The sequence below is a fragment of the Kitasatospora sp. HPM-01-4 genome, assembly GCF_051374625.1.
GTDB lineage: Bacteria > Actinomycetota > Actinomycetes > Streptomycetales > Streptomycetaceae > Kitasatospora.
In genome coordinates this window covers 96,907-123,502 of record NZ_JBPQGP010000005.1, presented here as the reverse complement: position 1 = coordinate 123,502, position 26,596 = coordinate 96,907, and the positions used below count along the sequence as shown (strand labels likewise).

Sequence of the window (26,596 nt, the reverse complement as noted above, 5' to 3'; positions counted from 1 at the left end):
GACCGTCACGGCGATGCTCCCCGAGCATGCCGGGCAGGTGCTGACGGTCTACCAGGCCGGCATCGACGGCGGCGACGCCACCTTCGAGACCACCGCGCCGGCATGGGAGGCGTTCGACGCCTCCCGCCTCGACGAGCACCGCCTGGTCGCCGTCGACGGCGACGGCCGGGTGCTGGGCTGGACCGCCGTGGTGCCGGTGTCGGATCGGCGCGCGTACGCCGGGGTGGTCGAGCACTCCGTCTACGTCGACCCCGATGCCCAGGGCCGGGGCGTGGGCCTCGCGCTGCTGCGGGCGCTGCTGGCCTCCACCGACGCCGCCGGGATCTGGACCGTGCAGTCCGGCATCTTCCCGGAGAACACCGCCAGCCTCGCCCTGCACGCCAAGGCCGGCTTCCGCACCGTCGGTACCCGTGAACGTCTCGGCCGCCACCAGGGCCGCTGGCGCGATGTCGTCCTCGTCGAACGCCGCTCTCCGGCGGTCGGCTGACCGGGGGCCGGGCGGTCCTGACGGCGCGCGGATCAAGTGCCGGCCGCCCGGGCCGGTGCGGCAGCCGGTGCGCAGGCCGGCGACTACCGGCGGGAGGTGGTCGTTCCCACCGCGCACTTCCGGTCCGCGTCGTTTGCCCGCCCCGCAGTCCTGGACCCTGCCCGGGGCCGATCGCGACGGCCTGCCGGATAACGACTTGCTCCGTCCCGGCCAGGCCAGGACACTCCCCGCCATGCCCCTCTTCGCGCGCGACCTTCTGCTGGAAAACTTTCGATGGATCGATGGCCACGCCGACGTCTGGGCGATCTTCAGACACCCCGCGGCTCTGGCCGCCGTTGTCGCCGGCGTCGTCGAGCCGTTCAGGGATTCGCAGATCACCGCGGTCTGCGGTATCGAGTCGCGGGGGTTCCTCCTCGGTGCTGCCGCCGCGGTCGAACTGGGTGTCGGCTTCGTTCCGGTGAGGAAGCTCGAAGGTCTCTTCCCGGGGGACAAGCTCAGCGCCCGGACTGAGCCGGACTACCGGCAACGCAGTCACACGCTCCGGCTCCAGCGTTCCTCGCTCGGCCCGGGCGACAGGGTCCTGATGGTGGACGACTGGATCGAGACCGGCAGCCAGGGGATCACCGTCAAGCGGATGGTCGAGGAGTGCGGCGGCACTTGGATCGGCTGCAGCGTCCTCGTCGACCAACTTCCGGACGAACGACGGGAGTTGTTGGGTCTCGTGACGGGGTTGGTAAAGGCCCATGAGTTGCCGGCCTGCGCCCCCTCACCCTCCGAAGCTCGGGCTGCGACGCGATCGGCCAAGTCGCGTCCGGCGTAGGTCTGATACCTGGGCGGGTGCGGGCAGTCGGTCGTTCCTTACCGTTGGCCGGCTGCCAACGGTCCCGGTGGGAGGGCGCGCAGACGGGCGATGCCCAGATCCAGGGCGGCCTCCAGGTGGGTGATGTGGCCCGTGGACAGGAGGATCAGCACGCCGCCCTGGACGCCGGCCAGCAGGGCCGCGGCCTCGCGGTCGGCATCCAGGGCGGGGGCGATCTCGCCGCTGCCCTGCATGTGGCGGATGCCTGCGGCGAGTTGCTGCTGCCACTGCCGCAGCAGCTCGCGGGCCACGGTCCGCATGGCGTCGGTGGCCGTGCCCAGCTGGGAGAGGGCCGCATGCAACGGGCAGTTCTCGCCCTGTTCGCGGTAGCGGGCGACGACCTTGTCGCGCCACTGCTGCCAGGCGGCCCAGGAGGTGAGGGAGCCCAGCTCCGGCTGCTGGTCGTCGATCACCCGGGCCGCCTCGTGCCGGGCCACGGCGAGCAGTAGGTCGTCCTTCCCGCCGGGGAAGTAGTGGAAGAGCTGGCTCTTGCTGGTCGCCGTGAGGGCCATGACGTCCTCCAGGCGCAGCGAGAACACGCCGTGTTCCCGGATGTGTTCGGCGGCGCCCTCGACGATGCGCTGCCGGGTCGCGGCGCCCTTGCGGGTCAACGGCATGTGTCCTCCCGGTGCGAGCTGTCGCGTCCCATTGAAGCGGGTCCGGCCGGGCGGGGTCGCGGCCGGTCAGGGCAGGAGCAGCAGTTTGCCGGTGGTCCTGCGCGACTCGATGTCCGCATGGGCCCGGGCCGCGTCCGCGAGGGCGTAGCGGCCCGTGACACGCGGGGCGAGCCGCCCGTCCAGGACCATGCCGAACACCTCGCTGGTCCGCCTCAGCAGTGCCTCACGGGTGGGGACGTGGTGGTGCACCACGGGGTACGACAGCAGGATGCTGCTGGGCAGATCGGTGGGCCGCAGCGTCGGGACGCCCATGAAGGGGCCGTAGTAGGCGTGCACCCCGTGCGGGCGCAGGGCCAGCTGAGAGGAGCGGAACGTCCCGGTGCCGCCGCCGTCGTAGACGACGTCGGCTCCCTGCCCGCCGGTCAGTTCCCTGATCCGCTCCTCGAAGCCGCCGCCGGAGTGGACCAGCACGTGGTCGGCGCCGGCCTCCTTCGCGACGGAGACCTTCTCCTCACGGGAGACCAGGCCGATCACACGGCCGCCGCGGGCCCTGACCATCTGCGTGAGCAGCAGGCCCACCCCGCCCGCCGCCGAGTGCACCACGGCCGTGTCGCCCGGGCCGATCGGGTAGGTCTCGGTGCTCAGGTGGTTGGCGGTCAGGCCCTGGAGCAGCACGGCGGCGGCTGTCTCGTCAGTGACGCCTTCGGGCACCTTGACCAGTGAGTCCGCCGGTACGGCGAGCAACTCGGCGTAGCTGCCCGGGTGGTAGAACCAGGCCACCCGGTCGCCGACGGCCAGGTCCCGGACCCCTTCGCCGAGGGCGGTGACGTAGCCCATCCCTTCGGCGCCGAGGACCGTTGGTGCCGCCCAGCCCGGGCCGCCCTGTGTGCGGGCGCCGGTGTCCAGGTAGTTCACCCCGGCGGCGCCCAGCCGCACCAGCACCTCGTCGGGGCCGGGGGACGGGTCCGGCAGCTCGGTCCAGCGCATGACCTCGGGGCCGCCGTGCTCTTCGATGCGGATCGCGTACATGGGTGACACCTCTCTGGGTGAGCGGGCGCGTCGTTGTGAGAACGGCAGCACGGTAGGCGGCCAGAATTGGACCAGCAAGTCCAAACTCTGTCCGGTGCAGGCGAGTTGGTCTCTCCGGCGTCCCGGCCCGAGGGTCTGCGGTGGTCTGGGATCCCGTACCCTGACCCGATTCAATGCGCGCTGGAGGACGGCACGACCGGCGGGGTGGAGATCATCCGCAAGCACGGCGAGCCGTGGATCAAGGTCGCGCCGCCTGGCGAGAGCAGGAGCGGCCGGAGAACCTGGTCGTCCTCAAGGACGAGATCGAGCGTCGCGGGGGGCCGTTCTCCGAACTACGCGAGGCGGGCTCACCTGACTGGCGCCCCTCACGGGGATTCACGCAGATAGAGGGCTCCGCAGCTGTGGCAGATCCGCAGCTCCCCTGTACCCCAGGCGTCAATGGACCGCTCCGCTGAGTCGGGTAGCAGGTCGCGCCCGCACATTGCCGTGAGGCCGTCGCGGCGCACGACGTGCCAGATCTTGACCCGCGCATCCGGGGAGGCGGAGGAGCTGTCGTATTCCGCCCGAAGCTGGTGTTCCACTGACATGCTCCTTTATCGCTTGCTCCTGCCTGGGGACGGCAGTGGGCTCTGCTCCCAGCCTCAAGGATGTGCCAGCCGACCGGCCGCTGCCCGCCGGGACGGTGTTCGGCGCCTACCGCAAGAGTGACGACATCCGCGACGCCCCTGTCCACCCCGGCAGCCCCACCCCGGCAGCCTCACCCTGGACAGGCGCCCGCCTGCGTGAAGGCAGTGGCGTCCTGTTGTCGAGCGGCCGGCCGCGCGCGCTCACAGCCGGCCGATGGCCCCCGCCTCCAGGAGGCTCCCGGTCCGGGACCCGCTTGAGTGCCCGGGGAACCGTTACGGAGGATCGGATCCCTGGCGACGGGCGACACCCCACGCCCGTCCTGGAGCGGGTACCGCGAGGGCAACGGGCCCCGTCAGCTGCGCGAGCCGATCGGCACTCGCCTCCCCGCTGCGGGGATCTCTCACCACTGGCCGCTATGGGACAGCGCGTACTGCATCTCCTCCGAGAAGGAGGCCAGGTAGTCGGTGACGGCTGTGGCGGGCAGGTCGCCGGTGCCGCAGGCCCGGACCTCTGCTGTCAGAGGGGTGTGTCAGGGTCTGCGCATGCTCGAGATCGTGGTGAAAACGGAGAACTGGGAGCGGCACGTCCGCGTGTCCGCCGAGGAGCTGGCCGGGTTGGTCCGGCGAATCGGTGGTGACGGTGACCGGTTCCTGGTGATCCAGCGGATACCCGACCTGCCCGACGTCTTCGCCCAGGTCTGGCACAAGGCCGGTGGCGACTACACGCTGGAGCACCGCGACGGTGCCGCTGACCGGCACTTCCAGGCGATGGCCGACGGTCCGGAGGCCGTGATCGCGGCGATTACCGGCTGGGCTCGCCAGGAGGCCGCTTGGGAGGCCGGCCTGGCTTGGTCGCTGCTGGACATGGGCCCTGCCCGCGAGGTGCCGCCGCTCGACCTCGACGAAGACGAGCACGCGGAGTTGGAGAGGCGCGTCCGTGAGGTGCTGGTCGGCGGCTACGCCTCGCGCGCCGAACTGGCCGAGCTCGCTGAGGAGTACCCGGTCACCGAGGACCGCCGGCCCGTCTCGCGCGAACAGGCGGAGGTGCTGGCCGACCGGTTGTGGCTGGAGCGGGTCGCGGAGCAGGCCACATGGCGGGGCGAGACCGACCCTGAGCGGCTCACTCGCGCGTTCACCGCCCTGCAGGAGGCCGGTATCACCGCCCGTGAGAACTTCACCTGTTGTCGTAGCTGCGGCCAGTCCGAGATCGGCGGTGAAGGCGGGCCCGACGCCCGCGGTTTCGTCTACTTCCACACCCAGTGCACGGACTCCGCCGCTGCCGGCCACGGACTGACGCTCCTCTACGGCGGCTTCGACGGCTCGTCCGCGACCACCGCAGCCATCGGTCACGAGGTCGTGGCTGCCATGGAAGCAGTCGGCCTCCACACCGAGTGGGACCATGACCCCGGCCGGGCCATCACCATCACCCCCCTGGACTGGCGGCGCCGCCTGGTCGGATAGGGGCCGATGTCAACGGTCACACCCACAGGAAGTTCCGGGGGGAGGACTTCTCCCCTACCAGGTGATGTACGTCGGTGGAGTCGCTGCCTCTCAAGAAGGATGGACGCAGGTGAATCCAAAGACCTACCAGGGCAAGGGAGATCCGGCGTCGTGCCCTCGTGTCAGCCGGGGTGAGGCGCAGGTGGAAGCGCGAGGGGCCGACCGGCCATTTCCGGGTCGCGGGGTCTTGTGGCCGGCGTAGTCGGCACAGATCAGGTGGACGTCGACTACGCTGGCGGCAGCTGGCCTGGGCAGGTTGGGGGAGGCGATCGTGAGCCATGATGAGGGGCAGGGCTACAGCGCGACCGAGGCGCTGAAACGGAGCAGTTTCGGGAACCGTGGCAAGCGGCTCCTCGGCGGCACGCTCGGCGTGCTGTTCGCCCTCGTCGTCGCCGTTGCCTTGGTGGGCGCGGTGGTGGTCCTCGACTGGCGGGCATTCCAGATCGCCCCGTGGCTCGGCGTGTTGCTGCTGGTGATCGAGGCGACCGCCGGCTGGATTTCGCGTGGCCGGGTTCTCGCCGAGGGCCGTGCCGAGAAGGAGGAGCGGCGGCGCCGGGACCGGCAGGCCAGAAGCGGCACCGCGAACAGGTAGTGGCTCGGCTCGACAGGTCGATCGGGAAGCTGATCGGTCGCTGGTGGTCTATCAGGCTGTCTCCGATCTCGGATCTTTGAGGTGGTCGAGGGGCGTCGGGTGGCGAGGTCGGTGGTGCTCAGCGGTTCGCCGAGTTCGGCGAGGAACTTCTTGAACTCGACAGCGCGGCGGCGGTGGAGTGAGCCGATGACCTCACCGTCGACCGCGTCGAGAGCGGCGAACAGGGCGGAGAGCGGGGAGCCGGTACCAGTTGGCCTGCCCGGCGGCGACGTACGGTAGCGTGCCGAACGCTCAAATGATCGAATTCTGTACGGCCCGCACGGGCGGACCGGGGGGAGACCACACCACGTGTACGGCCAGAACCAGCAGCCCCAGCCCTACCCACAGGGCCAGCCGCCGCAGTACGGCTACCCGCAGCAGCCTCCGCAGCCGGGATTTCCGCCGCCCCAGCAGCCGGGATATGCCTACCCGAAGCAGCCTGCGCAGCCCGGATTTCCGCCGCCCCAGCAGCCGGGGTACGGCTACCCGCAGCACCAGCCCGGATACGGCGGCTTCCAGCCGCAGCCCAAGCAGCCGATGCGCGGCCTGAAGGTGGCACTCATCGTCGTCGGTGTGGTCGCGCTGATCACCGTAGGCGGTGGCGTCCTGGCGGTCGTGAGCCACTTCAACCAGCGCCCGGTCGGCAACGGCGGTGACCACAAGATCGTGCTGCCGCAGCAGTTCCAGGACATGCCGCAGGACCCTGCCAACCCGGTGGCGCTGAAGCTGCAGAACGGCCTCAGGCAGGCGTTCGCCCCGGGCGCGGACAAGTACTCCTGGACGCCCACCCCGGTCAGCGCGGTCTACCACGCCAAGGACGGCAACAGGGCCGTCATCGCGTGGGGCGGCTGGGGCGATGTGGTGGTCCCCGCTCACGAGGTGGACGCGATGTTCACCGGTATCGAGGGCCCCGGGCGGACCAACGGCGACACCTTCACCGGTCGGCAGTACTTCAACGCCGGCTCGCTCGGCGGACAGCTGGCCTGCGAGAAGATGACCACGTCGACCGAGACCGACAGCATCTGCGTCTGGGCCGACGACAGCGCCGTGGTCGGCGTGATGACCAACGCGGTCGGTGACGCGGGCGACGTGGACCTCCAGGCCGCCGCGAACGCCGCCCTGGAACTGCGGCAGGCCGCCGAAGTGCCGAAGTAACGCGAAGAGTTGGGTGGCCCGCCGCAATCGGGCCACCCCCTCGCGCGTCAGGAGGGCGGTGAGGCGGGGTAGGCGGTGGACTGGATCCGACCTCAACATGGCTGCGGCCGCCTACCACTGGCAGGTCAACAGGTCGGAGAATCGGGGGCCGGACTTCCGTTCGTGGGGCGGCAGCCGGGAGCGGGTGCGTCCCGGCACGGGGAGTGGGACGTCCGCAGAGGCGGTGCGACCTGGGAGACGGCCGGAGCCGTGCCTGCCGGCGACGCACTGCTCCGGGGGGGCGAGATCTGCTACGCCGGTATTCCAACGGCACGGCGTGGGTCTTCTGAGGAGGGAACAGTTCTGATGCCGGCAGTGTCGGGCGCACCGTGGTCGGTCAACCTGGACTATTCGCACGACCTGGCTTTCGCTCTGGCCATCCGTGATGCCTTCGGCTTCGCCGACCCGCTCGGTCTGCCGCGCATCGACCCGCCGCTGACGCTGGCAGTGGGCCAGGGTGTGAGGGGAAACGCCGAAATCGAGCGGCAATGGCGATCGTGGTGGGACCTGGCGATGGCCTCGCCGGGGCACGAGTCACACGTCGCGCCGACGCTCGACGGGCCACTCGGTGAGGTCGTCCGGGGCAACTCCGCCGAGATTCTCCGGTGGAGTTCCGACCGTAAGCGGGAACTCGCAAGGTCGGGCACGCCCGTGGCTGGCCAGCCGCGTACGCGTCTCGCCGACGTGCTGCGAGAGCACGAACAGGCCACGGGTGTCCGCATCGACGGATTCCGGCTGAAGGTGATTGCTCTTCCCGTGGCAGGGCTGACCTTCCTCCCGGTCGAGGCCGGCCTGATCGCCGCCAGCATCGGACTGATCAGCAACCGGTCTTCCTACTTCGGAAAGATCATCAGCTACCTCGCGCAGTCGCCGGGGTAGCGCGTGGGCGGCAGTGCCGTCCTGGGCCGGACGCTGTGTGTGGGCAACGCTCGCCGCGCCGCCAACACCCAGGTGAGAGACTCAAGTTCATCTCATCGGGATGTCACCGGCAAGACGGGAAGAGTGCGGGAAACAGCGCCTGGGCCTTCTTTGACCAGGTGCCACCGAACCGTGTCTGACAGCTCGTGAGAAGCCGCAGGTCGACGCCGTCCAGTGCGGTGCGCACGTAGCGCTGGGACAGCTCGCCTCCGCGTTCGCGGTGATCCGTCGTCTGGTCCAGCACAGCGCTCTCTCGTGGAGCCGTCCGGTGCGATCTCCCAGGCGCCCTTGATGATCTCGGTTCGGATGCCGCCGGGGAAGGCGATCTCTTCTTTCGTAGGCGTGGTGGTGGCCGGGCATGGATTCGTTGACGTCGATGCCGCCGGGCGCTTCGGCCTCGCCGTCACCGCGATGGACAGCGGCTCTGGCCGGACGGACCCGCCCAGCCGCTCCAACCGCGCTGAGAGGGGAGCTGCCGACACGTGTCCCCCGTGCGAGGGAGGCGGATCCGACCGTGGGCCGATCCGCCTGGGCGCGCCGTCGCACAGCATGAGAGCCATGGTCACTCGCCGCCTGACGCAGCCCGCCACGGGCCCACGCACCGCCTCAACGGCCCACTCGGAACCCCCGCCCCGCTGGGCGGTACGAGCCGCGCACCTCGCCGCCGCCACCGCCCTCCCGTCCGGCCTCTGGCGGATAGTCATGGGCCTTGGTGTCCCGGTCGGCTTCGACACATCCAACCTCAGTGTTCCCGGCTGGTTCACCGTGGTCTGCATCGCGATGAGCCTCGGCACCGAGGGCCTCGCGCTGCTCACGCTCGGCCTGGTGAAGTCCTGGGGCGACGTCGTGCCGCGGTGGATCCCGCTACTCGGCGGCCGACGGGTACCGCCACCGGCCGCGGCTGTCCCGGCCGCCCTCGGCGCTGCGGCGCTCATGGCACTGACGATCCCCAACGCCCACGGTTTCGGCGGCGCCAAGGGAGCCCCCACCGGCATGGCGCTAGCCGTGATGGACGCCTGCTACGCACCGCTGCTGCTCTGGGGCCCGCTACTCGCCGCCGTCACCGTCTCCTACTGCTACCGCCACCGGAGTTGGAGGCCGGCCTTGACCAAAGGCCGGGAAGGACGATGACTGCATGACGACACCCCGACCAGAAGCCCCCGGCGGCGCCATCCGGCCGCACCCGCCGTCTCCGCGCCCGCTGTTCCGGTCCACGCCCGAGAGCCGTCGGCCGCGGCCCGGACAGGCAGCAGTGGTGGGTGCTTCCGGACCTGGTTCAGTGAGCAATTCGAGTACGGGGAGAAACCCATGGGGTCGGGACTGACGGTGGCGGTGTTCGGCGCGTACGGGCACACCGGGCGCTTCGTGGTGGCGCATTTGCGGGAGCGCGGGTTCGTCCCGGTCCTCTCCGGCCGTGACGCCGACAAGCTGCGCGCCCTGGCGTCCGCGTCGGGACTCGACGCCCGCCCGGCGACGGTCGACGACCCGGCCTCGCTCGACCGTGCACTGGCCGGAGCGGCAGCCGTGATCAACTGCGCCGGGCCGTTCGCCACGACGGCCGCCCCCGTGATCGAGGCCGCGCTGCGCGCCGGGATCCCGTACGTGGACGTGGCGGCCGAGATCGAGGCCAACGCCGACACGTTCGCGCACTTCACCGAGCGCGCTCGCGCCGCAGGGGTGGCGGTCGTCCCGGCGATGGCCTTCTACGGCGGCCTCGGCGACCTGTTGGCCACCGCCGCGATGGGCGACTGGACGGCGGCCGACGAGGCCCACATCGCGTACGGGCTGAGCAGTTGGCACCCCACCACCGGAACGCGCACGGCCGGCGCGGTGTCCCGGCAGCGGCGGGGCGGCGGACGCGTCGTGTACAGCAACGGGCGGCTGCAGTACCGCCACGACGACCCGCCGGCCCTCCAGTGGCCCTTCCCCGACCCGATGGGCTCCCGGGCCGTCATCGGGGAGTTCACGATGGCCGACGTCGTCACCATCCCCAGCCACCTGTCCATCCCCGAAGTGCGCACCTACATGACGGTCGAGGCGGCCAGGGACGTGTCATCCCCCGACACCCCGGCACCGGCCGCGGTCGACAAGCACGGGCGGTCCGCGCAGACCTTCCTCGTCGACGTCGTCGTGCGCTCGGGCGGCACCGAACGGCGCGCCGCGCCAAGGGGCCAGGACATCTACGCCGTCACCGCGCCACTCGCGGTGGAGGCGGTCGACCGCATCCTCACAGGACGGACCAGGACGGTCGGCGTCGCCTCCGCCGGAGAGATCTTCGACGCGCCCGACTTCCTGCGTGCGCTGTCCCCGCACATCACCCTGGAACCGCACGCGTAGCGGGCCGACCGACCCGTCTCCCCGGAGCCGCTTCGCGACGACATCAAGGTCACACCGGCCATGGCCCGGCGGCCGGGGCCGGCCCGAGTGAAGGGCGTCCGGCCTCGCTTCAGAGGGTGGGCACGATCATCGCCGTGAACGGGACGGTGGCCGCGAGGCGTTCTTCCAGCAGTTCCCGGTAGCGGTCGGACTCGTAGACGGCACGCGCCTGTTCGGCGTCGGCGAAACGCAGGACGACCGTGTGGGTGCCGCCGGCCGGACGGCCTCCCTCGGGCAGGTGGACGGTCTGGTCGGTGCTGGCGAGCAGTTCGCCTGCGCCCGGACCCAGCAGGACGGGGGCAGCGGCCTGGCGGTAGGCGTCCAGGCGCTGCGGGTCGGTCACGTCGTAGTTCAGGATGAGCAGTGCGGGCATGATGACTCCTCGGCAGTTCGTGAGAGACAGGTCGGGCGGGCGGGGCCCAGGGCAGCCACCGTGGTGGTGACCGGCTGGGCGGCCCGCCCTCGCAGCGCGGAGCTGCGGATACCGGCCGGGTGAGTGCACCCGCGGTGGACGCCGCGGCCGGCACCGGTGGGCCGGCCGCGGACGGTTCCTACCGGGCGACGGGTGCGCTCATCCGGACCTCGTCGCCGCAGATGGTGATCTCGGCCGGCTTGCCGTTCTGGTCCACCACCGGGACCCGGACTCCGGTGCTGTCACCGGGCGCGGTCACATCGGCGGCACTGGCAGTGACCTGGCAGTTGCCGCTGTCCGGCCCCTTGCCGTTCAACTCGGAGTAGCGGAGGGCGATCACCGCCTTCTTGCCCGCGCCCAGCGTCACCGGAGCAGGGCTGCCCTTCCCGACCCCGAGGGCCTCCGGCCCCTTGCCCACGTGGAACGCAAGCTTCGGGTAACCGGCCAGGGTGCAGCTGTCGGAGCCGGAGTTGACGGCGACGAGTTCGGCGTTCGCCGGGTCCTTCGCGCCGGTGCCCGAGTCGGCGAGGCGGGTGAGCGTCCACCTCAGGTGCTGCGTACGGCACTTGGCGGTCTGTGAGCCGCCGGAACCCGTCGATTCCGTGGTCACGCCGGAGACCGGAGCCGTGGCCTTGGCCGGTGCGGCGGACTGGCCCGCGATCGGTGCGGCGGATGCCGGTGCGGCCCCATCGGCCTTCGGCGGGCTGGTGGTGGAGCTGGAACTGCAGGCCGTCAGGCCGAGCCCGGCCAGCAGCGCGGATACGGAAACCGTCAACAGTGAGCGCGAGCGCATGGATCCCCCCGGATCGTCAGGACAGCCGCCGACGGGCCACTTCCGCCCGGCCCGGCTGTGCGTTACTCGGGAGTAAGGATGCAGGGGAGGCGCGGCCGGTTGCGTCCGGATGAGATTTTCCTGAGAGGCACTCATGAGTGGTTGACGTCTTCTGCTCCACCGTCAGTGCCCGTCTTCCTCAAGTACGGGCGGCCGGCATCTGCGGCCCCAGGCCGGAAGGCGTTGTCAGTGCCCCGCCGTAGCGTGGAAACAACCTTGGAGGGGGCGCCGGAGGGCGTCGGAAGAGTGTTGGAAAAGGGGTAGAACCATGTCTGCGAACAGGATCAGGCACAAGGTCAACCACGTCTCGCTCGTGGTCGACAAGTCCGGCTCGATGTACCAGCACGAGGCGCAGCTCGTCCGCGTGGTGGACGAGTTCGTGAAGGGCCTTCAGGAGGAGTCCGACCGGCTCGGTCACGAGACCCGCATCAGCCTCTACGCCTTCGATCACGAGGTGCAGAACCTGGTCTGGGACATGGACGTCAAGCACCTGCCGTCGCTGCGGGGCCTTTACGAGGTCAACAACGGTGCGACGGCGCTGATCGAGGCGGCGGTGAAGTCCGTCGACGACCTGAAGAACATCTGGGAGGGGTATGGGGAGCACTCCTTCCTCCAGGTCGTCGTCACCGACGGCGAGGAGAACGCCTCCGGTTGCTCGGAGACCGGCCAGATGCACACCCGCATGGACGGCGGCCGGGGCACCGCCGTCCTGCGCACGTGGATAGGCCGCATCCAGGGCGCCATGGACGACCTCCCTGACCACTGGACCTCGGCGATCCTGGTCCCGAACTCCCTGGCCAAGCGCACCGCTCAGGAGTACGGCTTCCCGGCGGGCAACATCGCGATCTGGGATGCGGACTCCAGCAAGGGCGTGGAGGAGGCCATCGGTACCGTCAAGACGGCTGCCACGAGCTTCCTGCGGGGCCGCGAACAGGGCGTGCGCGGTACCAGGAACCTGTTCGCGATGGGCCAGGATCTGAGCACCGCCGAGGTGAAGGCCAATCTCGACGCCCTGGACACCGGCAAGTACATCCTGATCCCAGTCGACCAGCAGATGCAGATCCGCGACTTCGTCACCAGCGCCGGGCACCAGTACAAGACCGGGTGCGCGTTCTACGAGCTGTCCAAGCGTGAGAAGGTCCAGGGCAGCAAGCAGCTCGCCGTGGCGGAGAAGGACCCGGCCACCGGCCGGATGACGGGCAGGGTGTTCTCGGGTCCGGCGGCCCGCCAGCTCCTCGGCCTGCCGGAGTCGGAGGTCACGGTGAAGCCGGGCGACAACCCGTCGTACACCGTGTTCGTCCAGTCGACGTCCGTCAACCGGAAGTTGGTGCCGGGCACCAAGCTGCTCGTCATCCTGTAGGTGAGAACCGCGATCCGGTCACGGAATCGGCGGGGCACCACGGTGGCGATCGTTTCGCGGCGGGTGCCGAGGCGGTTGTCGCCGCGCCGCGTACGGAGGAGCAGCCGCTCGTTGAGGCGCCCGGCTTCGAGGAGCTCGACGGCGTGTCCGGCGGGGGAGTGCCGGGCTCTGGCCGCCTCGGCTCGCGCGGAGTGACGAGCGAGCACCTCAACGACTCGCGCGAGCACCTCAGTTGAACGCCCTGTCAGAGGAAGCGGCGCAGGAGGCGGGACTTGAGGGGAGTGAAGGGCGGGTACGCGAGGCGGAGGGGGTCGGCGAGGAGGGGCTTGTCGAGGACGGCCTTGCGGTGGCTGAAGGTGTCGATGGAGTGGGTGCCGTGGTAGCGGCCGAGGCCGCTTTCGCCGACGCCGCCGAAGGGGAGGCCGGGGATGGCGATGTGGGCGTTGGGGGCGCCGAAGGAGAGGGCGCCGGAGGAGGTTTCGGCGGTGAGGCGGCGCTTGGTGGTGGTTGAGGCGGTGAAGGCGTAGAGGGCGAGGGGCTTGTCGCGGGCGGTGATGAAGGCGATGGCGGCGTCGAGGTCGGGAACGCGGACGATCGGGAGGACGGGGCCGAAGATCTCCTCGCGCATCACCGGGGCGTCCGGGGCGACGTCGGCGAGGACGGTGGGGGAGAGGTAGCGGGTGGCGCGGTCGTGGTCGCCGCCGGTGACGATGCGGGCGTCGGCGAGCAGCGCGGTCAGGCGGTCGAAGTGGCGTTCGTTGACGATGCGGCCGTAGTCGGGGCTCCGGGCCGGCTCGGCGCCGTACAGCTCGCGGATCGCGGTGGTCAGGTGGCCTTCGAGGGCGGTGGCGGTGTCGCCGATGGCGAGGACGTAGTCGGGGGCGACGCAGGTCTGGCCGGCGTTCATGAACTTGCCCCAGGCGATGCGGCGGGCGGCCGTCGCGAGGTCGGTTCCGGGTTCCACGACGGCGGGGCTCTTGCCGCCCAGTTCCAGGGTGACCGGGGTGAGATGGCGGGCGGCGGCGGTCATCACGATACGGCCGACGGTGCCGTTGCCGGTGTAGAAGACGTGGTCGAAGCGTTGCTCCAGCAGGGCGGTGGTCTCCGCCACTCCGCCCTCGACGACGGCGACGGCCTGCCGGTCGAGCGTGCGGGGCAGCCAGTGGGCGAGCAGGGCCGAGGTGGCCGGGGCGAGTTCGCTGGGCTTGACCACCACGCAGTTGCCGGCGGCGATCGCGCCGACCAGCGGGGCGAGGACCAGTTGCAGCGGGTAGTTCCAGGGGCTGATGACCAGCACCGTGCCGAGCGGCTCGCGGACGGTGCGGGCCCGGGCGGGCTGCAGCGCCAGCGGGACCGGCACCCGGCGCGGGCGCAGCCAGCGGTCGAGGTGGCGCAGGGTGTGGTCGATCTCGTTGATGGAGAAGCCGATCTCGGTGGTGTACGCCTCGGTGGCGTTCTTGCCGAGGTCGGTGTGCAGAGCGGCCGCGAAGGCGTCCTCCTGTTCGACCAGCAGGCGCCGCAGGGCGCGCAGTTGGGCCTTGCGCCAAGCGAGGGGCTTGGTACGGCCGGTGGCGAAGGCGGCGTTCAGGCGGGTGACGGTGGCGGCGGCGTCGGCGGCCGCGGTGGTGGTGAGGGTGTCAGTGCTCATGCCCTCGAGCATAAACGAAACGAAACAATTTCGTTTCTGGTTTCGGTAGGATCTGTGGCATGACACACGGCACGCCCCCGCCCCACCCCGCCGAGCAGGCCGCCGGGCCCGCGCCGCGCCGGGGCCGCCCCCGCGACGCCGCCCGGGACCGGGCGCTGCTGGGCGCGACGCTGGCCGTCCTTGCGGAGAGCGGATACGGCGGGCTGACCACCGCCGCCGTGGCGGCCCGGGCCGGGGTGTCCACCGCGACCCTCTACCGCCGCTGGTCCTCCAAGGAGGATCTGGTGATCGCCGCCGCCGCGCTCTACGGGGAGGGGTCGTACGAGCCGCCGGACACCGGCAGCCTCGAAGGCGACCTGCGGGTGGTCCTGCGGGACAAGGCCGCCGCGATGACCGGCGAGGGCGGCCGCCTGATCCGTGCCCTGATCGGCGAGGCCGCCCACAACACGGTCCTGGCCGAGGCGCTCGTGACGGCTTTCCTCCAGCCGGTGTACCGCAGGGTGGCGGAGGTCGTCCGGCGGGCGGCCGAGCGGGGCGAGATCCCGCCGGTCAAGGACGTGGACCTGCTCGGCGAGGTGGTGGTCGGCCCGGTGATGAGCCACTTCCTGCTCACCCCACAACCGCCCGAGGACGTCGACGAGGCCACGGCCCGAAAGACCGCCGACCGGCTGCTGCCCTTCGTCCTGCGGGCCATGGGCGGGCGGTCCGCCTGAACGGTCAGGTCCCGGGCGCCGACCCGCCCCGCTGCCGTGGTCGAGCAGCCGGCCCCGGCCGGGGTGACCACCATACCGAGCACACCGTCTGAACCGGCCTGCCGTCGTTCGGGCTCGGGCTACCGGCTACCTTGGGTGGTGAACACCGGCCCCGGGCACGGGTCTTGGCCGGCCGAGGTCCCCGTCGTTGTCGCGCGGACGCCGGCGGGTGTCGGCGAGTTCGACGGCCGGGCGAGACGACGGAACCGCAGGAGGAGCGCCAATGAACGTCAACACCCCCGGACCGGACGACGCGAGGCCCGCCGTGGAGGCCGCCCGTACCGACGAGGAAGCGGCGGCCTTGGCCGCGCTCGGCAGCCGGGTGCTCGCCGAGGCCGGGCAGGGGGACATGGTCTGGGGTCACCTCGCGGTCCGCGACCCGGCCGGACGCGGGGTGTGGATGAAGTCCGCGGGATGGGGCCTGGAGGAGGTCCGTCCGGACCGCGTGCTGCTGGTCTCCTGGGATGGCCGACCGCTCGCAGGCACCGGACGGGTGCACCTGGAGTACCACATCCACACCGAGGTGATGCGGGCCCGCCCGGACGTCCAGGTCTCCCTGCACACCCACTCGGCCGCCGCCAACGCCTTCAGCGCCCTCGGGGTGCCGCTGCGTCCGCTGAGCCATGACGCGGTGGTCTTCGCGGAACACGGCCTGCCGAGCTATCGCGCGACCGCCAACCTGGTGCGCACCAGGGAGCTCGGCCAGGCCCTCGCCGCCGACCTCGGCCAGGCCAGGGCCTGCCTGATGCCGCAGCACGGCCTGCTCACCGCAGGCCGGGACCTCGCCCACGCCGTGATGTACGCGATCCTGCTGGAACGGGCCTGCACCCTCCAGCTGACCGCCCAGGCGGCGGGCGAGCTGCGGCACTGGACCGACCGCGAGGAGAGCCTGGAGAAGGACGCGACCGTCTGGCCGCCCAGCCAGATCGAGGCCGGCTGGCGCTACTGGGTACGGCGCGCCGAACGCCGGGTGGAGCCGGAACGTTAGGACGCCCCCGTTCCACCGGCCGGGCGGCCGGGACCTGACCGGCGCCGGCCCGCGCGGCCTGAGTCACCGTCCGGCCGTCGTCGGATCGGAACGAACGGGCGCAGGAGGTGATCAGGTACGGCTTGGCCGCGTTGCCACCCCAGCAGCGGCCGACGGTCAGCACGCCCGGCTGGCCGCTCATCCGGGCCGCGTAGGCGAACGAGGTGGCGGCCACCCGGCCGCCCAGGGCGCTGAGGACGACGGCGGCCACGCCAAGCGTGAGCAGTGCCACGAAGCCCGCGACCCAGTTCCGTCGCGGCCGCCCGGCTGCGGCGGGTCCGGAGCAGACGGTGGGGAGTCGGTCGGCGAGGTCGCCCAGGACGACGACACGGAGAAGGCCCACCGCAAGGGCACCGAACGTCTCCGGATAGCCCGCACCGCCCATGCTGAGCTTCCGGTTCAGGTGACTTGCGTGGCAGCGTAGTTACTCAGGCAGCCGGCGACTCGGCCGGACGCATCGACATCGAACCCCACCCCAAACGACAACGTCGGTCTCCAAGACCACAACTGGGCCTTGAAGACCGACGTCGCTCGGAGCCCCCGAATCGCCGACGGCATCGGGCGGTGCGGGGCTCCGCTACATCCAGGGCAGCCGCCGGGTGACGGCCCGGTGTGCACGTCCCCTCCGGGCGCGCCAGAGAGCCCGACGCGGAACCAGAGCGGAACCAGCAGGGACGCCCTACCCCCGCGTCATGCGCGAACTCCTCGGCGTGCCACCGGAGTCAGGCGCCGGGTGAGGCGCCTGCGCACGCCCTATCAGAAGTGCCACACCTGGGAGAAGTCGCTGGGATTGCAGGCGGCGACCGAGAGGTAGGCGGCCAGACCGTTGGACTTCAAGCACTGCCCGGTCGCGACGTTCTGCAGCACACTCCAGCCGTTGCTGCTGTAGTACCTGTGCCACCGCTGGTTGGCGGGCAGCGCACCGCCGTTGGCGGCGCCGAGATCGGCCCCCGGACCGGCGTCCCAGATCTGCACCGTGCCGGTCGCGACGTCCAGGTCGAGGACCTTGCCGGACGTACCGGGCATGATGGCGAAGGTGTCACCGTCGAAGCCGCGCCAGTTGACGAGCTGCGCCTCGGAGAAGTTGGTGCCGTAGGTACCCACGCGGGTGCCGTTGGCCTGCCCGTTCCCCTGCACGTCGAGGCTGCCGTTCTGGTACGCGTAGTTGTTGACGGAAACACTCCCGCCCGCCGACGAACCGAGCCCGGGCCCGTCGGCTTGGGCGGTGCCGGCAGCGACACCGGCGAGGGCGACGGCGGCGACGGCCGCCACGGCGACCCTGCGGACGATGGACATGGATGGCCTCCAGAAGGTGGGGTGCCCGGGACGGCGTCCCGGACTGGTCACCAACGTCGTAGAGGGTGGTCGACAGCAGATATACGTCCGGTGAATGCGCCGTACATACCGGTCCGGTGTGGGTCAGGGCGGCGGCCAACACCTGGAGTTCCCGCCGTCCCGTCATGGACGAAGCGGCTGGCCGTGCCGGACTCCGGGACCCCGGCCCGCTCGAAGGTGACGATCGACCGGCTGATCGCTCGCCGGGAGGGTACGCACCTCGTCCTCGGGAGGTGCTCGACGCCGCCCGCGCGTCGGCCCGGCAGACCTCGTAACGCCATCGCTCAGGCCTGCGCGTTCAGCAGGATCGCCATCACGCCCACCAGCGTCGCACTGCTGACGATTTTCCGGCGGGCGATCATGCCGGGGATTCTGGTCAGTGGGATCCACTCCAGCTGGTCCGACTCGTTGCGTTCCGTGGGTTCACTGACACGCCGCGCCCCGTCTGCGCGGAACACGAAATGCTGGGAGTCGGTGATACCTGCTGCCGGCTGCGCGTAGATCAACTCCCGCATCGCCTCCGGGCGCCATCCGGTCTCCTCTTCCAATTCCCGGGCGGCGGCGGCCGCAGGTGTCTCACCATCCTCGATCAGCCCCATGGGCAATTCCCAGGCCCAAGTGTCCGTGACGAATCGGTGGCGCCACAGCATCAGAACTCGCCGTTGGTCGTCTACGGCCGCCGTGACGGCGACGTCCCGGAGCCGTACGACGTGGTAGTCGGTGCGAACGCCATCCGGTTGTCTCACGTCGAGCGAGCGCAGTCGAACCCACGGGGTGTCCAGGAGCGTCCGCTCACCATGGACCGTCCATCGCATTCCGCGCCTTCTTTCAGCGAGCCTCTACTGAGGTTGACCTCGTGATTTCGTGACCGGCCCGATGGTCAGGCCGGTCTGAGCAACGACACGGCATCACGAGTGGGCGGCAGCCGGGCCTGTGGGGCGCATACCGCCCAGCGTGGCGGTCAAGGTCTCGTCGTCACCTGGTGAAGACGAGACTGACGTTGTGCCCGCCGAACCCGAACGAGTTGGCCAGCGCGGCAGACCACTGACCGGTGCGCCGCTCACCTCGCACCACGTCCAGTTCCACGCGCGGGTCGAGTTCGTCGAGGTTGCGCGTGGCCGGCACCGCGCCGTCCCTGAGCGCGAACAGAGCGGTCATAGCGCCAACCGTTCCGGACGCGCCCATCATGTGACCCGTCATCGACTTCGTCGCCGTCACCGCGGCGTGGCCGCCGATCACTCGTCCGATCGCCTCGGCCTCCGCCAGGTCACCGGACTCCGTCGAGGTGGCGTGGGCGTGCACGACCCCGATGTCCGCCGGGGCCAGGCCGGCGTCGCGCAGCGCCAGCTCCATGGCGAAGGCCTGGCCTTCCGCGTCGGAAGCCGTGATGTGGTTGGCGCTCGAACTCACGGCACTGCCGGCCAGCGCGCCGTAGGCACGTGCTCCTCGGGCCCGGGCGAACTCGGCGCGTTCGAGCACCATCATCCCCGCGCCCTCGCCCATGACGAACCCGGACCGCTTGACGTCGAACGGGCGGGACACGGTCTCCGGGTCCACGGACTGCGTCGAGAGGGCCTTCATCTGGGCGAACGCCGCGATGGTGAAGGGGTGCAGGCACGCCTCCACCCCACCTGCGACGACCACGTCCGCCCGCCCGCTGCGGATCAGATCCTGCCCCAGGGCGAGGGCCTCCGCCCCGGACGCACAGGCGCTCACCGGAGTCCTGGCGCCTCCCTTCGCGCCCAGGTCCATGCTCACCCAGGCAGCCGGCCCGTTGGGCATCAGCATGGGGACCGCGAACGGCGACAGTCGGCGGATCCCGGCGCGTTCGAAGGCATCGTCCTGCCCCAGCGTGCTGAGGACACCACCGGTCCCAGTGCCGATGACGACGGCGAACCGTTCCGGCTCGACCTGCGGCGCACCGGCGTCCTGCCAGGCTTCGCGCGCACTGAGGATGGCGACCTGCTCACCGCGGTCCAGCTTCCTGGCCTCGGCCCTCGGAAGCAGGGAGGCAGGGTCCACCGTGAGCCCGGCCGCAACGTGCACGGGCAGGTCCGCGGCCCACTCCTCCTCCAGGAAACGCACCCCCGACTTACCGTCCAGCAGCCCCGACCACGACGACGGCGCATCGGCTCCCAGCGGCGTCATCGCACCGACGCCCGTCACCAGCACACGACCGTTACGGGTCACACGAGCCTCCTTGAATTGTGTGGATGCCACATAGTTCCTGACTTGCTCTCATGGGGATCCTGCCAGCGTTCAGAAGGGAAATCAGAGTTGGAGTCGACCGATTCGAAAGCGAGAGATTGTCCTAATCCAACAACTAACGTAGGCCGGCGCGGCGGCGCCCGGATCCGCGCCCGGACGGCGGGGCGTGGGTCCGTCTTGGTGCATCCGCTCGGGCAACGGGCTCCGGCGGTACTGCCGGACACGGCGGCCGAACCGTGCGTCGTGTCGCTGTCTGTCAGGGCGTCGACGGGCGGGCGGCCGCCGTCACGAGAGCGGAGAAGGTGAGCGGGCGGCCGCGGGCGGCGTCGGTAGTGGCGTCCGCGGCCAGGCCGTCCAGGTCCAGGTGGCGGTGCAGCAGTTCGCCGTCCGGGTACAGCCTCGGCGAGGGGACCGGCCAGCGGATGGGCCAGCCGGATCGACAGCTCGTAGGCAGCCGATCACGACCTGCGGACTTCGCAGTCAAGTGGTGGTCGGTCGGCTGCGCGGATCGGTGGCTGGCTTGTTCAGCTTGTTCGGGTGGTGTGTGGTGCGCCCGTCGTCGCGGTGGCGGTGGCAGCCTGGAGGATCAGGTCGGCTACGGCGTCGGGACGGGCGATCGGGGACACGTGGCAGGTGTCGATCTCCACGGTGTGGGAGTGGGCACGCTTGGCCTCGAAGCGTTCCTGGTCCGGGTTGATCGTCATGTCCTGTCTGCTGACAAGGGCCCAGGACGGTATGGACTTCCACGCCGCGACCTTGGCCTTCTCCGAGAACGCGGTGGTGGCCACGGGCCGCTGGGTGACGGCCAGCAGATTCGCTTCGCTGACAGGCAGACAGGCGGCGAAAACCGGGTGCACCTTGTCGTGCTTGAGGTACAGGTCGGTCCCGGTGACCCCTCCGCCCGCCTGATAGGGCACGGACCTGGTGGCGGTGTTCAGGACACTCGGGAACCGGGCGGACAGCGACATGCCGCTCTCACCCACGTCGGGCATCAGCGCCGAGATGTACACCAGGGACTTGACCTGGGGATTGCCGGCCGCGGCCGTGCTGATCACGGAGCCGCCGTACGAGTGGCCGGCCAGCACGATGGGCCCCTTGACACTCCTGAGCACGGAGGCGATGTACGCGGAGTCGCTGTACAGCCCGCGCAGTGGGTTGGCCGGGGCCATGACCGTGTAGCCGCGGCGTTCGAGCCGTTGGATCACCCCGTTCCAGCTGGATCCGTCGGCGAAGGCGCCGTGCACCAGCACGATGGTCGGCTTCCCGCCGCCCGCGCTGCCAGCCGCGACAGCCGGGGCCACCGGAGCCGAGCAGAACGCGGCCACGGCACACCCCGCCGCAGCAATGTGGAGACGCCGTACGCGGCGTCGGATGCCATGGGTCACAGATGCCGTCATGCTGTCCTCGCATTCCCTTGGGAGCTACAGCACGCATCAGCGTTCACGAGCTGCTGCCACCGCGCCCGCCCTTCGGCGCAACCGGGTGAAATCGGCACGGCATCAGAGTGACAGTGACACCATTCACGTGTGTCAGCGGCCAAGATCCAGATGGTCGCTGAAAGCTCGACCAGGTCGCCACCGCGATCGGCCGACGCCGCAGGGGGACCATCCGATCCACACACCTGCTTCGACCACATGTTGCGGGCCGCGGTAGCTACGTATTCGCGACGTCGTGGGGGTTCAGCTCAGTCACAGCCGCGGCGGGCGGGTTCGGTCGCTCACCGCGTTACGTGGAGTGGAGCGTCCCGAGGTGCTCGTGCATCCGGTTGGCCAGCGGCGGGGCCGCGTAGGTGTCGGTCATCACCTCGATGTAACAGCCCGTTGTCGCCCGTTGCGCGGTCTCCATGGCCTCATCGAGTTCGGCGCAGGTGGATACGCGCGCGGTGAACCAATCCTCGCAACCCAAGGCTCTCGGCAACTCCGAGTAGCGCCAGTTCGCAGGGTCGTTTGTGCGCCGCTGTGGGTTTTCGGCCTGATGGCGTAGGTGCTGTGCGCTCCGGCGTGCTGCCCTGCTCTCCGTCACCACCGAAAGTGAGGCAAGGGCGGTCGGGAGCCGGCCGTCGAGCGGCACGCACCAGGTCGTTAGGGTGACCGGATGGAACTCACCTCGCGCCTGCTGGAACAGTTCGTAGTGCTCGCCGAGGAGAAGCACTTCGGGCGTGCCGCTCATCGGCTGTCGATGAGTCAGCCGCCGTTGAGCCAGGCGATGCAGCGACTGGAGCGCCGACTCGGTGTGCCGCTGCTGGAACGCGCGGGGCGGGGTGTGCAGTTGACGGCGGCCGGTGTGGCGTTCGCCGCGGATGCCAAGCGGTTGCTGGAAGCCCAGGATGCGGCCGTGGCGCGGGTGCGCCGGGTCGGCCGGGGCGTCGAGGGCACGGTTCGGCTCGGCTACGTGAGCAGCCTGGGCTACTGGCACCTGCCCCAGCTGCTCACGCTGGCCGCTCGGGAGGTGCCGGGGATCCGGCTGGACGTTCGCCAACGGGACTCCGCCGAACTGGCCGAGCAGGTCCGGCAGGGAGCGGTGGACCTGGCGCTGGTGCGGCTGCCGGTCACCGATCAGGCGGATCTGGCGGTGCAGGAGGTGGCCGAGGAGCGCACCGTGCTGGCCGTGCCGCTCGGCCATCCGCTCGCCGACGCCGGCCCGGTGCCGCTCTCCCGGCTCCGCGACGAGGAGTTCGTCACCGCCGCCCCGTCGGCGATGGCCCGGATGCACGATCTGATCCAGGAGGTCTGCCGGGAGGCCGGCTTCGTTCCGCGCAGCCGGGCCCAGGCCGAGGAGCTGACCAGCATGCTGGGCTACACCGCGGCCCGCGTGGCGGTCTGCTTCGTGCCGGAGCGGATCGCCGCGCTCGGTCACCCGATGATCCGCTTCGTCCCGCTGGCGGAGGCCCACCGGCTGGTGACTACGGTTGCGGCGCTGAGCCGCCCGGCGGCCGACCCGGCCGTCGAGACCCTGCTGGAGTTGATGAAGCGTCACCGTCAGGAGATCGAGGGGCCCGCGGCGGCCGCCGGGCCGGAGGCGTGACCGTGACGGCCCAGCCGGTGGCGGGTGCCGTCACCAGGCGAACGGCGAGGCGCCCAGTGGCTCGGCGGTGCGGGTCAGCCGCGGCGCCAGCGTTGAGTAACCCACCTGGGTGGGCAGGTAGCACACCTCGCCGAACGGGCCGTGCACGGTGGCCAGTTCGACCTCGTCCTGGTGCGGGTCGGGAGCCGGCAGCCCGGCCATCCGCGCGTGGGGGAGCAGGCCGAGGTCCTGCACCCACATGCAGACCTTCGCCAGGTTGACGTGGACCCGGTAACTGCCGCCCTCCCGGGCCCGGCGGCGCAGCGCCTCCAGGGCTCCGGCGGCGCCCAGCACGGCGGCGAGGTAGTCGTTGAGCAGATAGGTCGGGGGCAGCCGGGGCGCGTCGAAGGAGCCCTCCTCGGCGGCGAAGCCGGTGGCGGCGGAGGCCAGTTGGTCGAAGCCGCCGCGCTGGGCCCACGGGCCCTCGGTGCCCCAGCCGAGGAAGTCCAGCACGACCAGTCCGGGCCGGTACTCGGCCAGCGCCGCCGGGCCGAAGCCCTTGGCGTCCAGGTTCAGGTAGTTGCAGACGTAGAGATCGGTGCCGGCCAGGACGGACCGGAAGGCGGCGGCCTGGGCCGGGTCGAGCAGGTCGCAGAAGGCGGCGCGCTTGCCGATCCCGGTCTCGACGATCATCCCGACCGGGTCCGGGTGGCTGGGAGCGGACATGTGCAGCACGTCGGCGCCCAGCTCGGCGGTGATCCGCGCGGCGATCGGGCCGGCGATCACATGGGTGTTGTCCAGCACCCGCACCCCGGCCAGCGGCAGGCCGCCGTCCGCCGCCGGGAGCGGTTCCGGCGCACTCTCCCCGAGCCTCTCGATCCGGATCAGCGGCCCTTCGTCCAGCAGCCGGCCCTGCGGATGCGCCCGCCACTCCTGCCGGGTCCGCACGGCGATCGCGGTGCCGCCCCGCGAGCAGATCGAATCCTCCAGTTCCAGTGCGTCCCACTGGGCAACGGCAGCGGCGATCCGCCCCCGGTCCGGCGGGCAGTCCAGCACCTGGCAAGCGATGTCCCGCAACTGCGGGTAGGAGAACAGCACGTAGACGAAGCGGCCGTCGGCGGCACGGTAGAAGTCGCTGTTGCCGAGCAGGTTGGGGTCCTCCTGCAGCTGCGCGACCGGGATGCCCCGCATCCGGGTGAAGAACACGGCCATCAGCTGGCGCACCGCCGCCTCGACGGACACCGTGACGTCCTGGATCGCGCCACCGCGCTCGCGGTGGACGGCCGCGACCTCGCTGCCCAGTGCGGCCAGCGCGGCCGCCGCGGCGTCGCCGATCCGGTGCACCGAGGGCGTCACCGGATCGGCCCCGCTGATCACCACGGTGCCGACGGCGTCCGCCGCCGTGAACCCCAACTCGCGGTACAGGCCCGCAAGGGCACCGTACGCGGCGTCGGTGTGCTGTTCCTGCTGGACTGTCATGTCCGAATTCTCCTCCGGGGACGACGAACCGCGTCCGACGCGGCGGCCGACCCGACCAGGGCGGCCTCCACCAGAACAGCCGATCCGGCTCAGCGCCGTCCAATACCAGTTCCCCGAATCACCGATATCCCCAGCCATATGATCCGAGCTGGCGCCGCGGAAATATCCTCCACGCTATCGATTCGGTTGCCATCCCGTATTGGACGGAGCCAAATTCCGCAGGGTTTTCCGGATACCGGTGCGAGGCGGCACAGCGCTGATCGTCCGGCGCCACCGTCCACCGTTCCCCCGCCATCCCTGGAGGCACGGTGATCCCGCGCCCGTGCCGGGCACGCGACTGCGCGGCGATGGCCTCGGCGATCACGCGTTCCAGGACCGTGCCGCCGTCCGTGGGCCGTACGGGTCATCGAGTGCCGCCGTTCGATGGATACGACGGTCGGTCCGATGCGGCTTTCGTCCGGCTGGGACACCTTCCTTGGGGGCGCAGCGGGGGATACGCCCGGCTCGAAGAGGAACCCGGTGTCGTGCGGGTTCCGAACCGCCTACCCGTCGTTCATCCGGGTGATTACAGGAAGGACCATCGACGTGTCTGATCCCGTCGTCCTCATCACAGGCGCGCTTACCGGTATCGGCCGCGCCACCGCCTTGGCCTACGCCCGTCAAGGCGCGAGCCTTGTCGTCTCCGGCCGCCGGGAGGACGTGGGTGAGAAGCTGGCCAGCGAGCTGGCCGACCTCGGTGCCCAGGCCGAGTTCGTGCGTGCCGACGTCCGCTTCGAGGCCGATGTGAAGGACCTCGTCGACCGTGCGGTGGCGAGGTTCGGGCGGATCGATGTCGCCTTCAACAACGCCGGCACCGAGGGAACACCCGGCCCTGTCACCGAGGTGACCGACGAGGGTTACCAGCTCACCTTCGACACCAACGTCAAGGGGACGCTGCTGTGCCTGAAGCACGAGTTCCGGGCCATGAGGGAACAGGGCGGAGGCAGCATCGTCAACGTCAGCTCCGGCTACGGTCTGATGGGATACCCCGGCGCGACCGTGTACGTCGGGAGCAAGCACGCCGTCGTCGGCATCACCAAAGCGGCCGCACTCGAAGGCGCCGCCCACGGTATCCGGGTCAACGCGGTCGCGCCCGGCTACACCCGGACCGCCATGTACGAGCGGTTCACCGGTGACGACACGGCGCGTGACGCGGTCGATTCGGTGCTGCCCATGCACCGGGCGGGTACCCCGGAGGAGATCGCCGAGGCCGTCCAGTACCTGGGTTCCGACAAGGCGAGCTACGTCACCGGGCACATCCTCCTTGTCGACGGCGGCCTCCTGGCGGGCGGGCCGCTGTTCCCGAGCACGTGAATCCCCTCCTGGCCTGAGGAGATCCTGTCAGGCGCCGCGGAGCCGGATCAGACGGCCCTACAAGATCAATTATCGGATGTGGCCCAGCTTGATCCTTAAGCACTCGCCTCGAGCGAGCTGCCGAACGGGATCACTCGTAACGCACAGGGCCCTGCAGTTTGGAAGGCCGTTCCACGGGAGCGTCAGCGAAGCCGATCGGGGGAGGGGAACTGTGTGATCTGCTCGTCGAGCCAGGTGTAGGTCTCCAGATAGGACAGGTAGCCGGCATGGGCGAAGACGAGCACTCCACCGATGGGCTGCCCGTCGGCATCGAGGACTTCGCTCTCGGCGACGACGGGACTGTCGGCGACGGGAGCGGCATGCACGAGAGTCTCGTCCAGGCCGAGCTCAATGCTGGCGCAGGAGCACGCGCAGCGCCCGGTCACCCGCAGATACGGGATCTGGGCCCGCAGAACGCGATGAACAGGGTTGTCGCTCTTGAGAAGTGCTTCAAGGAGCCTGACCGCTTCTGCGGGTACTCGATCACCGGTTGTGCTGGTTTCCATGGCTTGACCTGACCAGCCGACCAGGCTGAAGGTCAAACCGGATTTCCAGTACGTACCGGTGCCCGGGGCTGATCAAAGGCGAGGAAGCGGAGAGGCTGATGGGCCGCCATCTCGGCCAGGGACCCGGCTTGGCCGACTGCGTCAACGCCGTCCCCGCCTGGCGGCTGACCCGGCCCGCACTGCTGGCCTTCGACCGGCACTACCACGCGGTCCTCGCCCCGCGCCGCCCCGGCGGGAGGCCGCTGGACGTGGGTGGCCGGCCGGCCAGTGCCCGTTCTCGCCCGAACATCGTCTTCCGGGAGGGGATCCGGCCGAAGTCCGCGTGGTGCCGGGCAGGGATGGTGCACGTGATTCAGGCGGCAGTTGGGTCCAGCGTGCCGCCGCGAGGGCGAGCTCGGCGACCGG

General features: G+C 70.7%; 27 protein-coding genes and 1 pseudogene. 14 read left to right on the top strand and 14 right to left on the bottom strand.

Features of this window, described 5'->3' with window-relative positions; translation table 11 throughout:
• The first annotated feature begins 13 nt into the window (after positions 1–13).
• Positions 14–487, top strand: a complete 474-nt coding sequence (locus ACSMTC_RS01050; protein WP_436557699.1) for a GNAT family N-acetyltransferase — start codon at positions 14–16, stop codon at positions 485–487.
• A gap of 232 nt (positions 488–719) precedes the next feature.
• Positions 720–1,307: a phosphoribosyltransferase family protein gene (locus ACSMTC_RS01045; RefSeq protein ID WP_436557698.1), complete on the top strand. Its 588-nt coding sequence runs from the start codon at positions 720–722 to the stop codon at positions 1,305–1,307.
• 38 nt (positions 1,308–1,345) lie between these two features.
• Here ACSMTC_RS01045 and ACSMTC_RS01040 read toward each other — a convergent pair whose 3' ends face one another.
• From ACSMTC_RS01040 to ACSMTC_RS01030, 3 genes are all read right to left on the bottom strand, one after another.
• Positions 1,346–1,963: a TetR/AcrR family transcriptional regulator gene (locus ACSMTC_RS01040; RefSeq protein WP_436557697.1), complete on the bottom strand. Its 618-nt coding sequence runs from the start codon at positions 1,961–1,963 to the stop codon at positions 1,346–1,348.
• A gap of 66 nt (positions 1,964–2,029) precedes the next feature.
• The gene (locus tag ACSMTC_RS01035) at positions 2,030–2,992 is read right to left on the bottom strand and encodes a quinone oxidoreductase family protein (protein WP_436557696.1); all 963 of its coding nucleotides are present in this window, start codon (positions 2,990–2,992) and stop codon (positions 2,030–2,032) included.
• A gap of 365 nt (positions 2,993–3,357) precedes the next feature.
• Positions 3,358–3,579 carry a hypothetical protein gene (locus ACSMTC_RS01030; RefSeq protein ID WP_436557695.1) on the bottom strand — a complete coding sequence of 74 codons (222 nt, stop codon included), beginning with the start codon at positions 3,577–3,579 and terminating at the stop codon, positions 3,358–3,360.
• A gap of 53 nt (positions 3,580–3,632) precedes the next feature.
• On the opposite strand from ACSMTC_RS01030, the pseudogene ACSMTC_RS01025 reads away from it, so the two are divergent.
• From ACSMTC_RS01025 to ACSMTC_RS01005, 5 genes and pseudogenes are all read left to right on the top strand, one after another.
• Positions 3,633–3,740 (top strand): annotated as a pseudogene (locus tag ACSMTC_RS01025) (hydroxymethylbilane synthase); the annotation flags it as partial.
• A gap of 421 nt (positions 3,741–4,161) precedes the next feature.
• Positions 4,162–5,079 carry a DUF6891 domain-containing protein gene (locus ACSMTC_RS01020; protein ID WP_436557694.1) on the top strand — a complete coding sequence of 306 codons (918 nt, stop codon included), beginning with the start codon at positions 4,162–4,164 and terminating at the stop codon, positions 5,077–5,079.
• 310 nt (positions 5,080–5,389) lie between these two features.
• Positions 5,390–5,710 carry a hypothetical protein gene (locus ACSMTC_RS01015; RefSeq protein ID WP_436557693.1) on the top strand — a complete coding sequence of 107 codons (321 nt, stop codon included), beginning with the start codon at positions 5,390–5,392 and terminating at the stop codon, positions 5,708–5,710.
• A gap of 348 nt (positions 5,711–6,058) precedes the next feature.
• Complete coding sequence (locus tag ACSMTC_RS01010; RefSeq protein ID WP_436557692.1) at positions 6,059–6,904, top strand: hypothetical protein; 846 nt, start codon at positions 6,059–6,061, stop codon at positions 6,902–6,904.
• A gap of 345 nt (positions 6,905–7,249) precedes the next feature.
• Positions 7,250–7,822, top strand: coding sequence for a hypothetical protein (locus ACSMTC_RS01005; protein ID WP_436557691.1), 573 nt, complete (start codon positions 7,250–7,252; stop codon positions 7,820–7,822).
• Between the two features lie 103 nt (positions 7,823–7,925).
• On the opposite strand, the gene ACSMTC_RS01000 is transcribed toward ACSMTC_RS01005, so the two are convergent.
• Positions 7,926–8,105, bottom strand: a complete 180-nt coding sequence (locus ACSMTC_RS01000) for a hypothetical protein (RefSeq protein WP_436557690.1) — start codon at positions 8,103–8,105, stop codon at positions 7,926–7,928.
• A gap of 314 nt (positions 8,106–8,419) precedes the next feature.
• On the opposite strand from ACSMTC_RS01000, the gene ACSMTC_RS00995 reads away from it, so the two are divergent.
• Together ACSMTC_RS00995 and ACSMTC_RS00990 are read left to right on the top strand one after the other, a co-directional pair.
• Complete coding sequence (locus ACSMTC_RS00995) at positions 8,420–8,992, top strand: hypothetical protein (RefSeq protein ID WP_436557689.1); 573 nt, start codon at positions 8,420–8,422, stop codon at positions 8,990–8,992.
• A 177-nt stretch (positions 8,993–9,169) separates the two neighbouring features.
• On the top strand, positions 9,170–10,198 hold the full coding sequence (locus tag ACSMTC_RS00990; RefSeq protein WP_436557688.1) for a saccharopine dehydrogenase family protein: 1,029 nt from the start codon (positions 9,170–9,172) through the stop codon (positions 10,196–10,198).
• Between the two features lie 109 nt (positions 10,199–10,307).
• Here ACSMTC_RS00990 and ACSMTC_RS00985 read toward each other — a convergent pair whose 3' ends face one another.
• Together ACSMTC_RS00985 and ACSMTC_RS00980 are read right to left on the bottom strand one after the other, a co-directional pair.
• Positions 10,308–10,610 (bottom strand): DUF1330 domain-containing protein, encoded by a 303-nt coding sequence (locus tag ACSMTC_RS00985; protein WP_436557687.1) that lies wholly within the window; start codon positions 10,608–10,610, stop codon positions 10,308–10,310.
• A gap of 178 nt (positions 10,611–10,788) precedes the next feature.
• Positions 10,789–11,424 (bottom strand): DUF4232 domain-containing protein, encoded by a 636-nt coding sequence (locus ACSMTC_RS00980; protein ID WP_436557686.1) that lies wholly within the window; start codon positions 11,422–11,424, stop codon positions 10,789–10,791.
• 325 nt (positions 11,425–11,749) lie between these two features.
• Between ACSMTC_RS00980 and ACSMTC_RS00975 the strand changes: the two genes are divergently transcribed.
• The gene (locus tag ACSMTC_RS00975; RefSeq protein WP_436557685.1) at positions 11,750–12,841 is read left to right on the top strand and encodes a vWA domain-containing protein; all 1,092 of its coding nucleotides are present in this window, start codon (positions 11,750–11,752) and stop codon (positions 12,839–12,841) included.
• 244 nt (positions 12,842–13,085) lie between these two features.
• On the opposite strand, the gene ACSMTC_RS00970 is transcribed toward ACSMTC_RS00975, so the two are convergent.
• Complete coding sequence (locus tag ACSMTC_RS00970) at positions 13,086–14,489, bottom strand: aldehyde dehydrogenase family protein (protein WP_436557684.1); 1,404 nt, start codon at positions 14,487–14,489, stop codon at positions 13,086–13,088.
• Between the two features lie 59 nt (positions 14,490–14,548).
• Between ACSMTC_RS00970 and ACSMTC_RS00965 the strand changes: the two genes are divergently transcribed.
• Positions 14,549–15,202, top strand: coding sequence for a TetR/AcrR family transcriptional regulator (locus tag ACSMTC_RS00965; protein ID WP_436557683.1), 654 nt, complete (start codon positions 14,549–14,551; stop codon positions 15,200–15,202).
• Positions 15,203–15,464: 262 nt separating this feature from the next.
• A complete protein-coding gene (locus tag ACSMTC_RS00960; protein WP_436557682.1) occupies positions 15,465–16,229 on the top strand; it encodes a class II aldolase/adducin family protein in 765 nt (254 codons plus the stop codon).
• A gap of 795 nt (positions 16,230–17,024) precedes the next feature.
• On the opposite strand, the gene ACSMTC_RS00955 is transcribed toward ACSMTC_RS00960, so the two are convergent.
• The 5 genes from ACSMTC_RS00955 to ACSMTC_RS00935 form a co-directional block, all read right to left on the bottom strand.
• A complete protein-coding gene (locus ACSMTC_RS00955; protein WP_436557681.1) occupies positions 17,025–17,564 on the bottom strand; it encodes an RICIN domain-containing protein in 540 nt (179 codons plus the stop codon).
• Positions 17,565–17,887: 323 nt separating this feature from the next.
• A complete protein-coding gene (locus tag ACSMTC_RS00950; RefSeq protein WP_436557680.1) occupies positions 17,888–18,418 on the bottom strand; it encodes an NUDIX hydrolase in 531 nt (176 codons plus the stop codon).
• A 160-nt stretch (positions 18,419–18,578) separates the two neighbouring features.
• Entirely contained in the window at positions 18,579–19,793 is a 1,215-nt protein-coding gene (locus tag ACSMTC_RS00945) for a beta-ketoacyl-[acyl-carrier-protein] synthase family protein (protein ID WP_436557679.1), read from the bottom strand.
• Positions 19,794–20,067: 274 nt separating this feature from the next.
• The gene (locus ACSMTC_RS00940) at positions 20,068–20,295 is read right to left on the bottom strand and encodes a hypothetical protein (protein WP_436557678.1); all 228 of its coding nucleotides are present in this window, start codon (positions 20,293–20,295) and stop codon (positions 20,068–20,070) included.
• 40 nt (positions 20,296–20,335) lie between these two features.
• Positions 20,336–21,208, bottom strand: coding sequence for an alpha/beta fold hydrolase (locus ACSMTC_RS00935; RefSeq protein ID WP_436557677.1), 873 nt, complete (start codon positions 21,206–21,208; stop codon positions 20,336–20,338).
• Positions 21,209–21,905: 697 nt separating this feature from the next.
• Between ACSMTC_RS00935 and ACSMTC_RS00930 the strand changes: the two genes are divergently transcribed.
• On the top strand, positions 21,906–22,835 hold the full coding sequence (locus tag ACSMTC_RS00930) for a LysR substrate-binding domain-containing protein (RefSeq protein ID WP_436557676.1): 930 nt from the start codon (positions 21,906–21,908) through the stop codon (positions 22,833–22,835).
• A gap of 30 nt (positions 22,836–22,865) precedes the next feature.
• Here the strand turns inward: ACSMTC_RS00930 and ACSMTC_RS00925 are convergent, their stop codons facing one another.
• Positions 22,866–24,293, bottom strand: coding sequence for a CoA transferase (locus ACSMTC_RS00925; protein WP_436557675.1), 1,428 nt, complete (start codon positions 24,291–24,293; stop codon positions 22,866–22,868).
• Positions 24,294–24,878: 585 nt separating this feature from the next.
• On the opposite strand from ACSMTC_RS00925, the gene ACSMTC_RS00920 reads away from it, so the two are divergent.
• Entirely contained in the window at positions 24,879–25,646 is a 768-nt protein-coding gene (locus ACSMTC_RS00920) for an SDR family NAD(P)-dependent oxidoreductase (protein ID WP_436557674.1), read from the top strand.
• 182 nt (positions 25,647–25,828) lie between these two features.
• On the opposite strand, the gene ACSMTC_RS00915 is transcribed toward ACSMTC_RS00920, so the two are convergent.
• The gene (locus tag ACSMTC_RS00915; protein ID WP_436557673.1) at positions 25,829–26,227 is read right to left on the bottom strand and encodes a hypothetical protein; all 399 of its coding nucleotides are present in this window, start codon (positions 26,225–26,227) and stop codon (positions 25,829–25,831) included.
• Between the last annotated feature and the right edge of the window lie 369 nt (positions 26,228–26,596).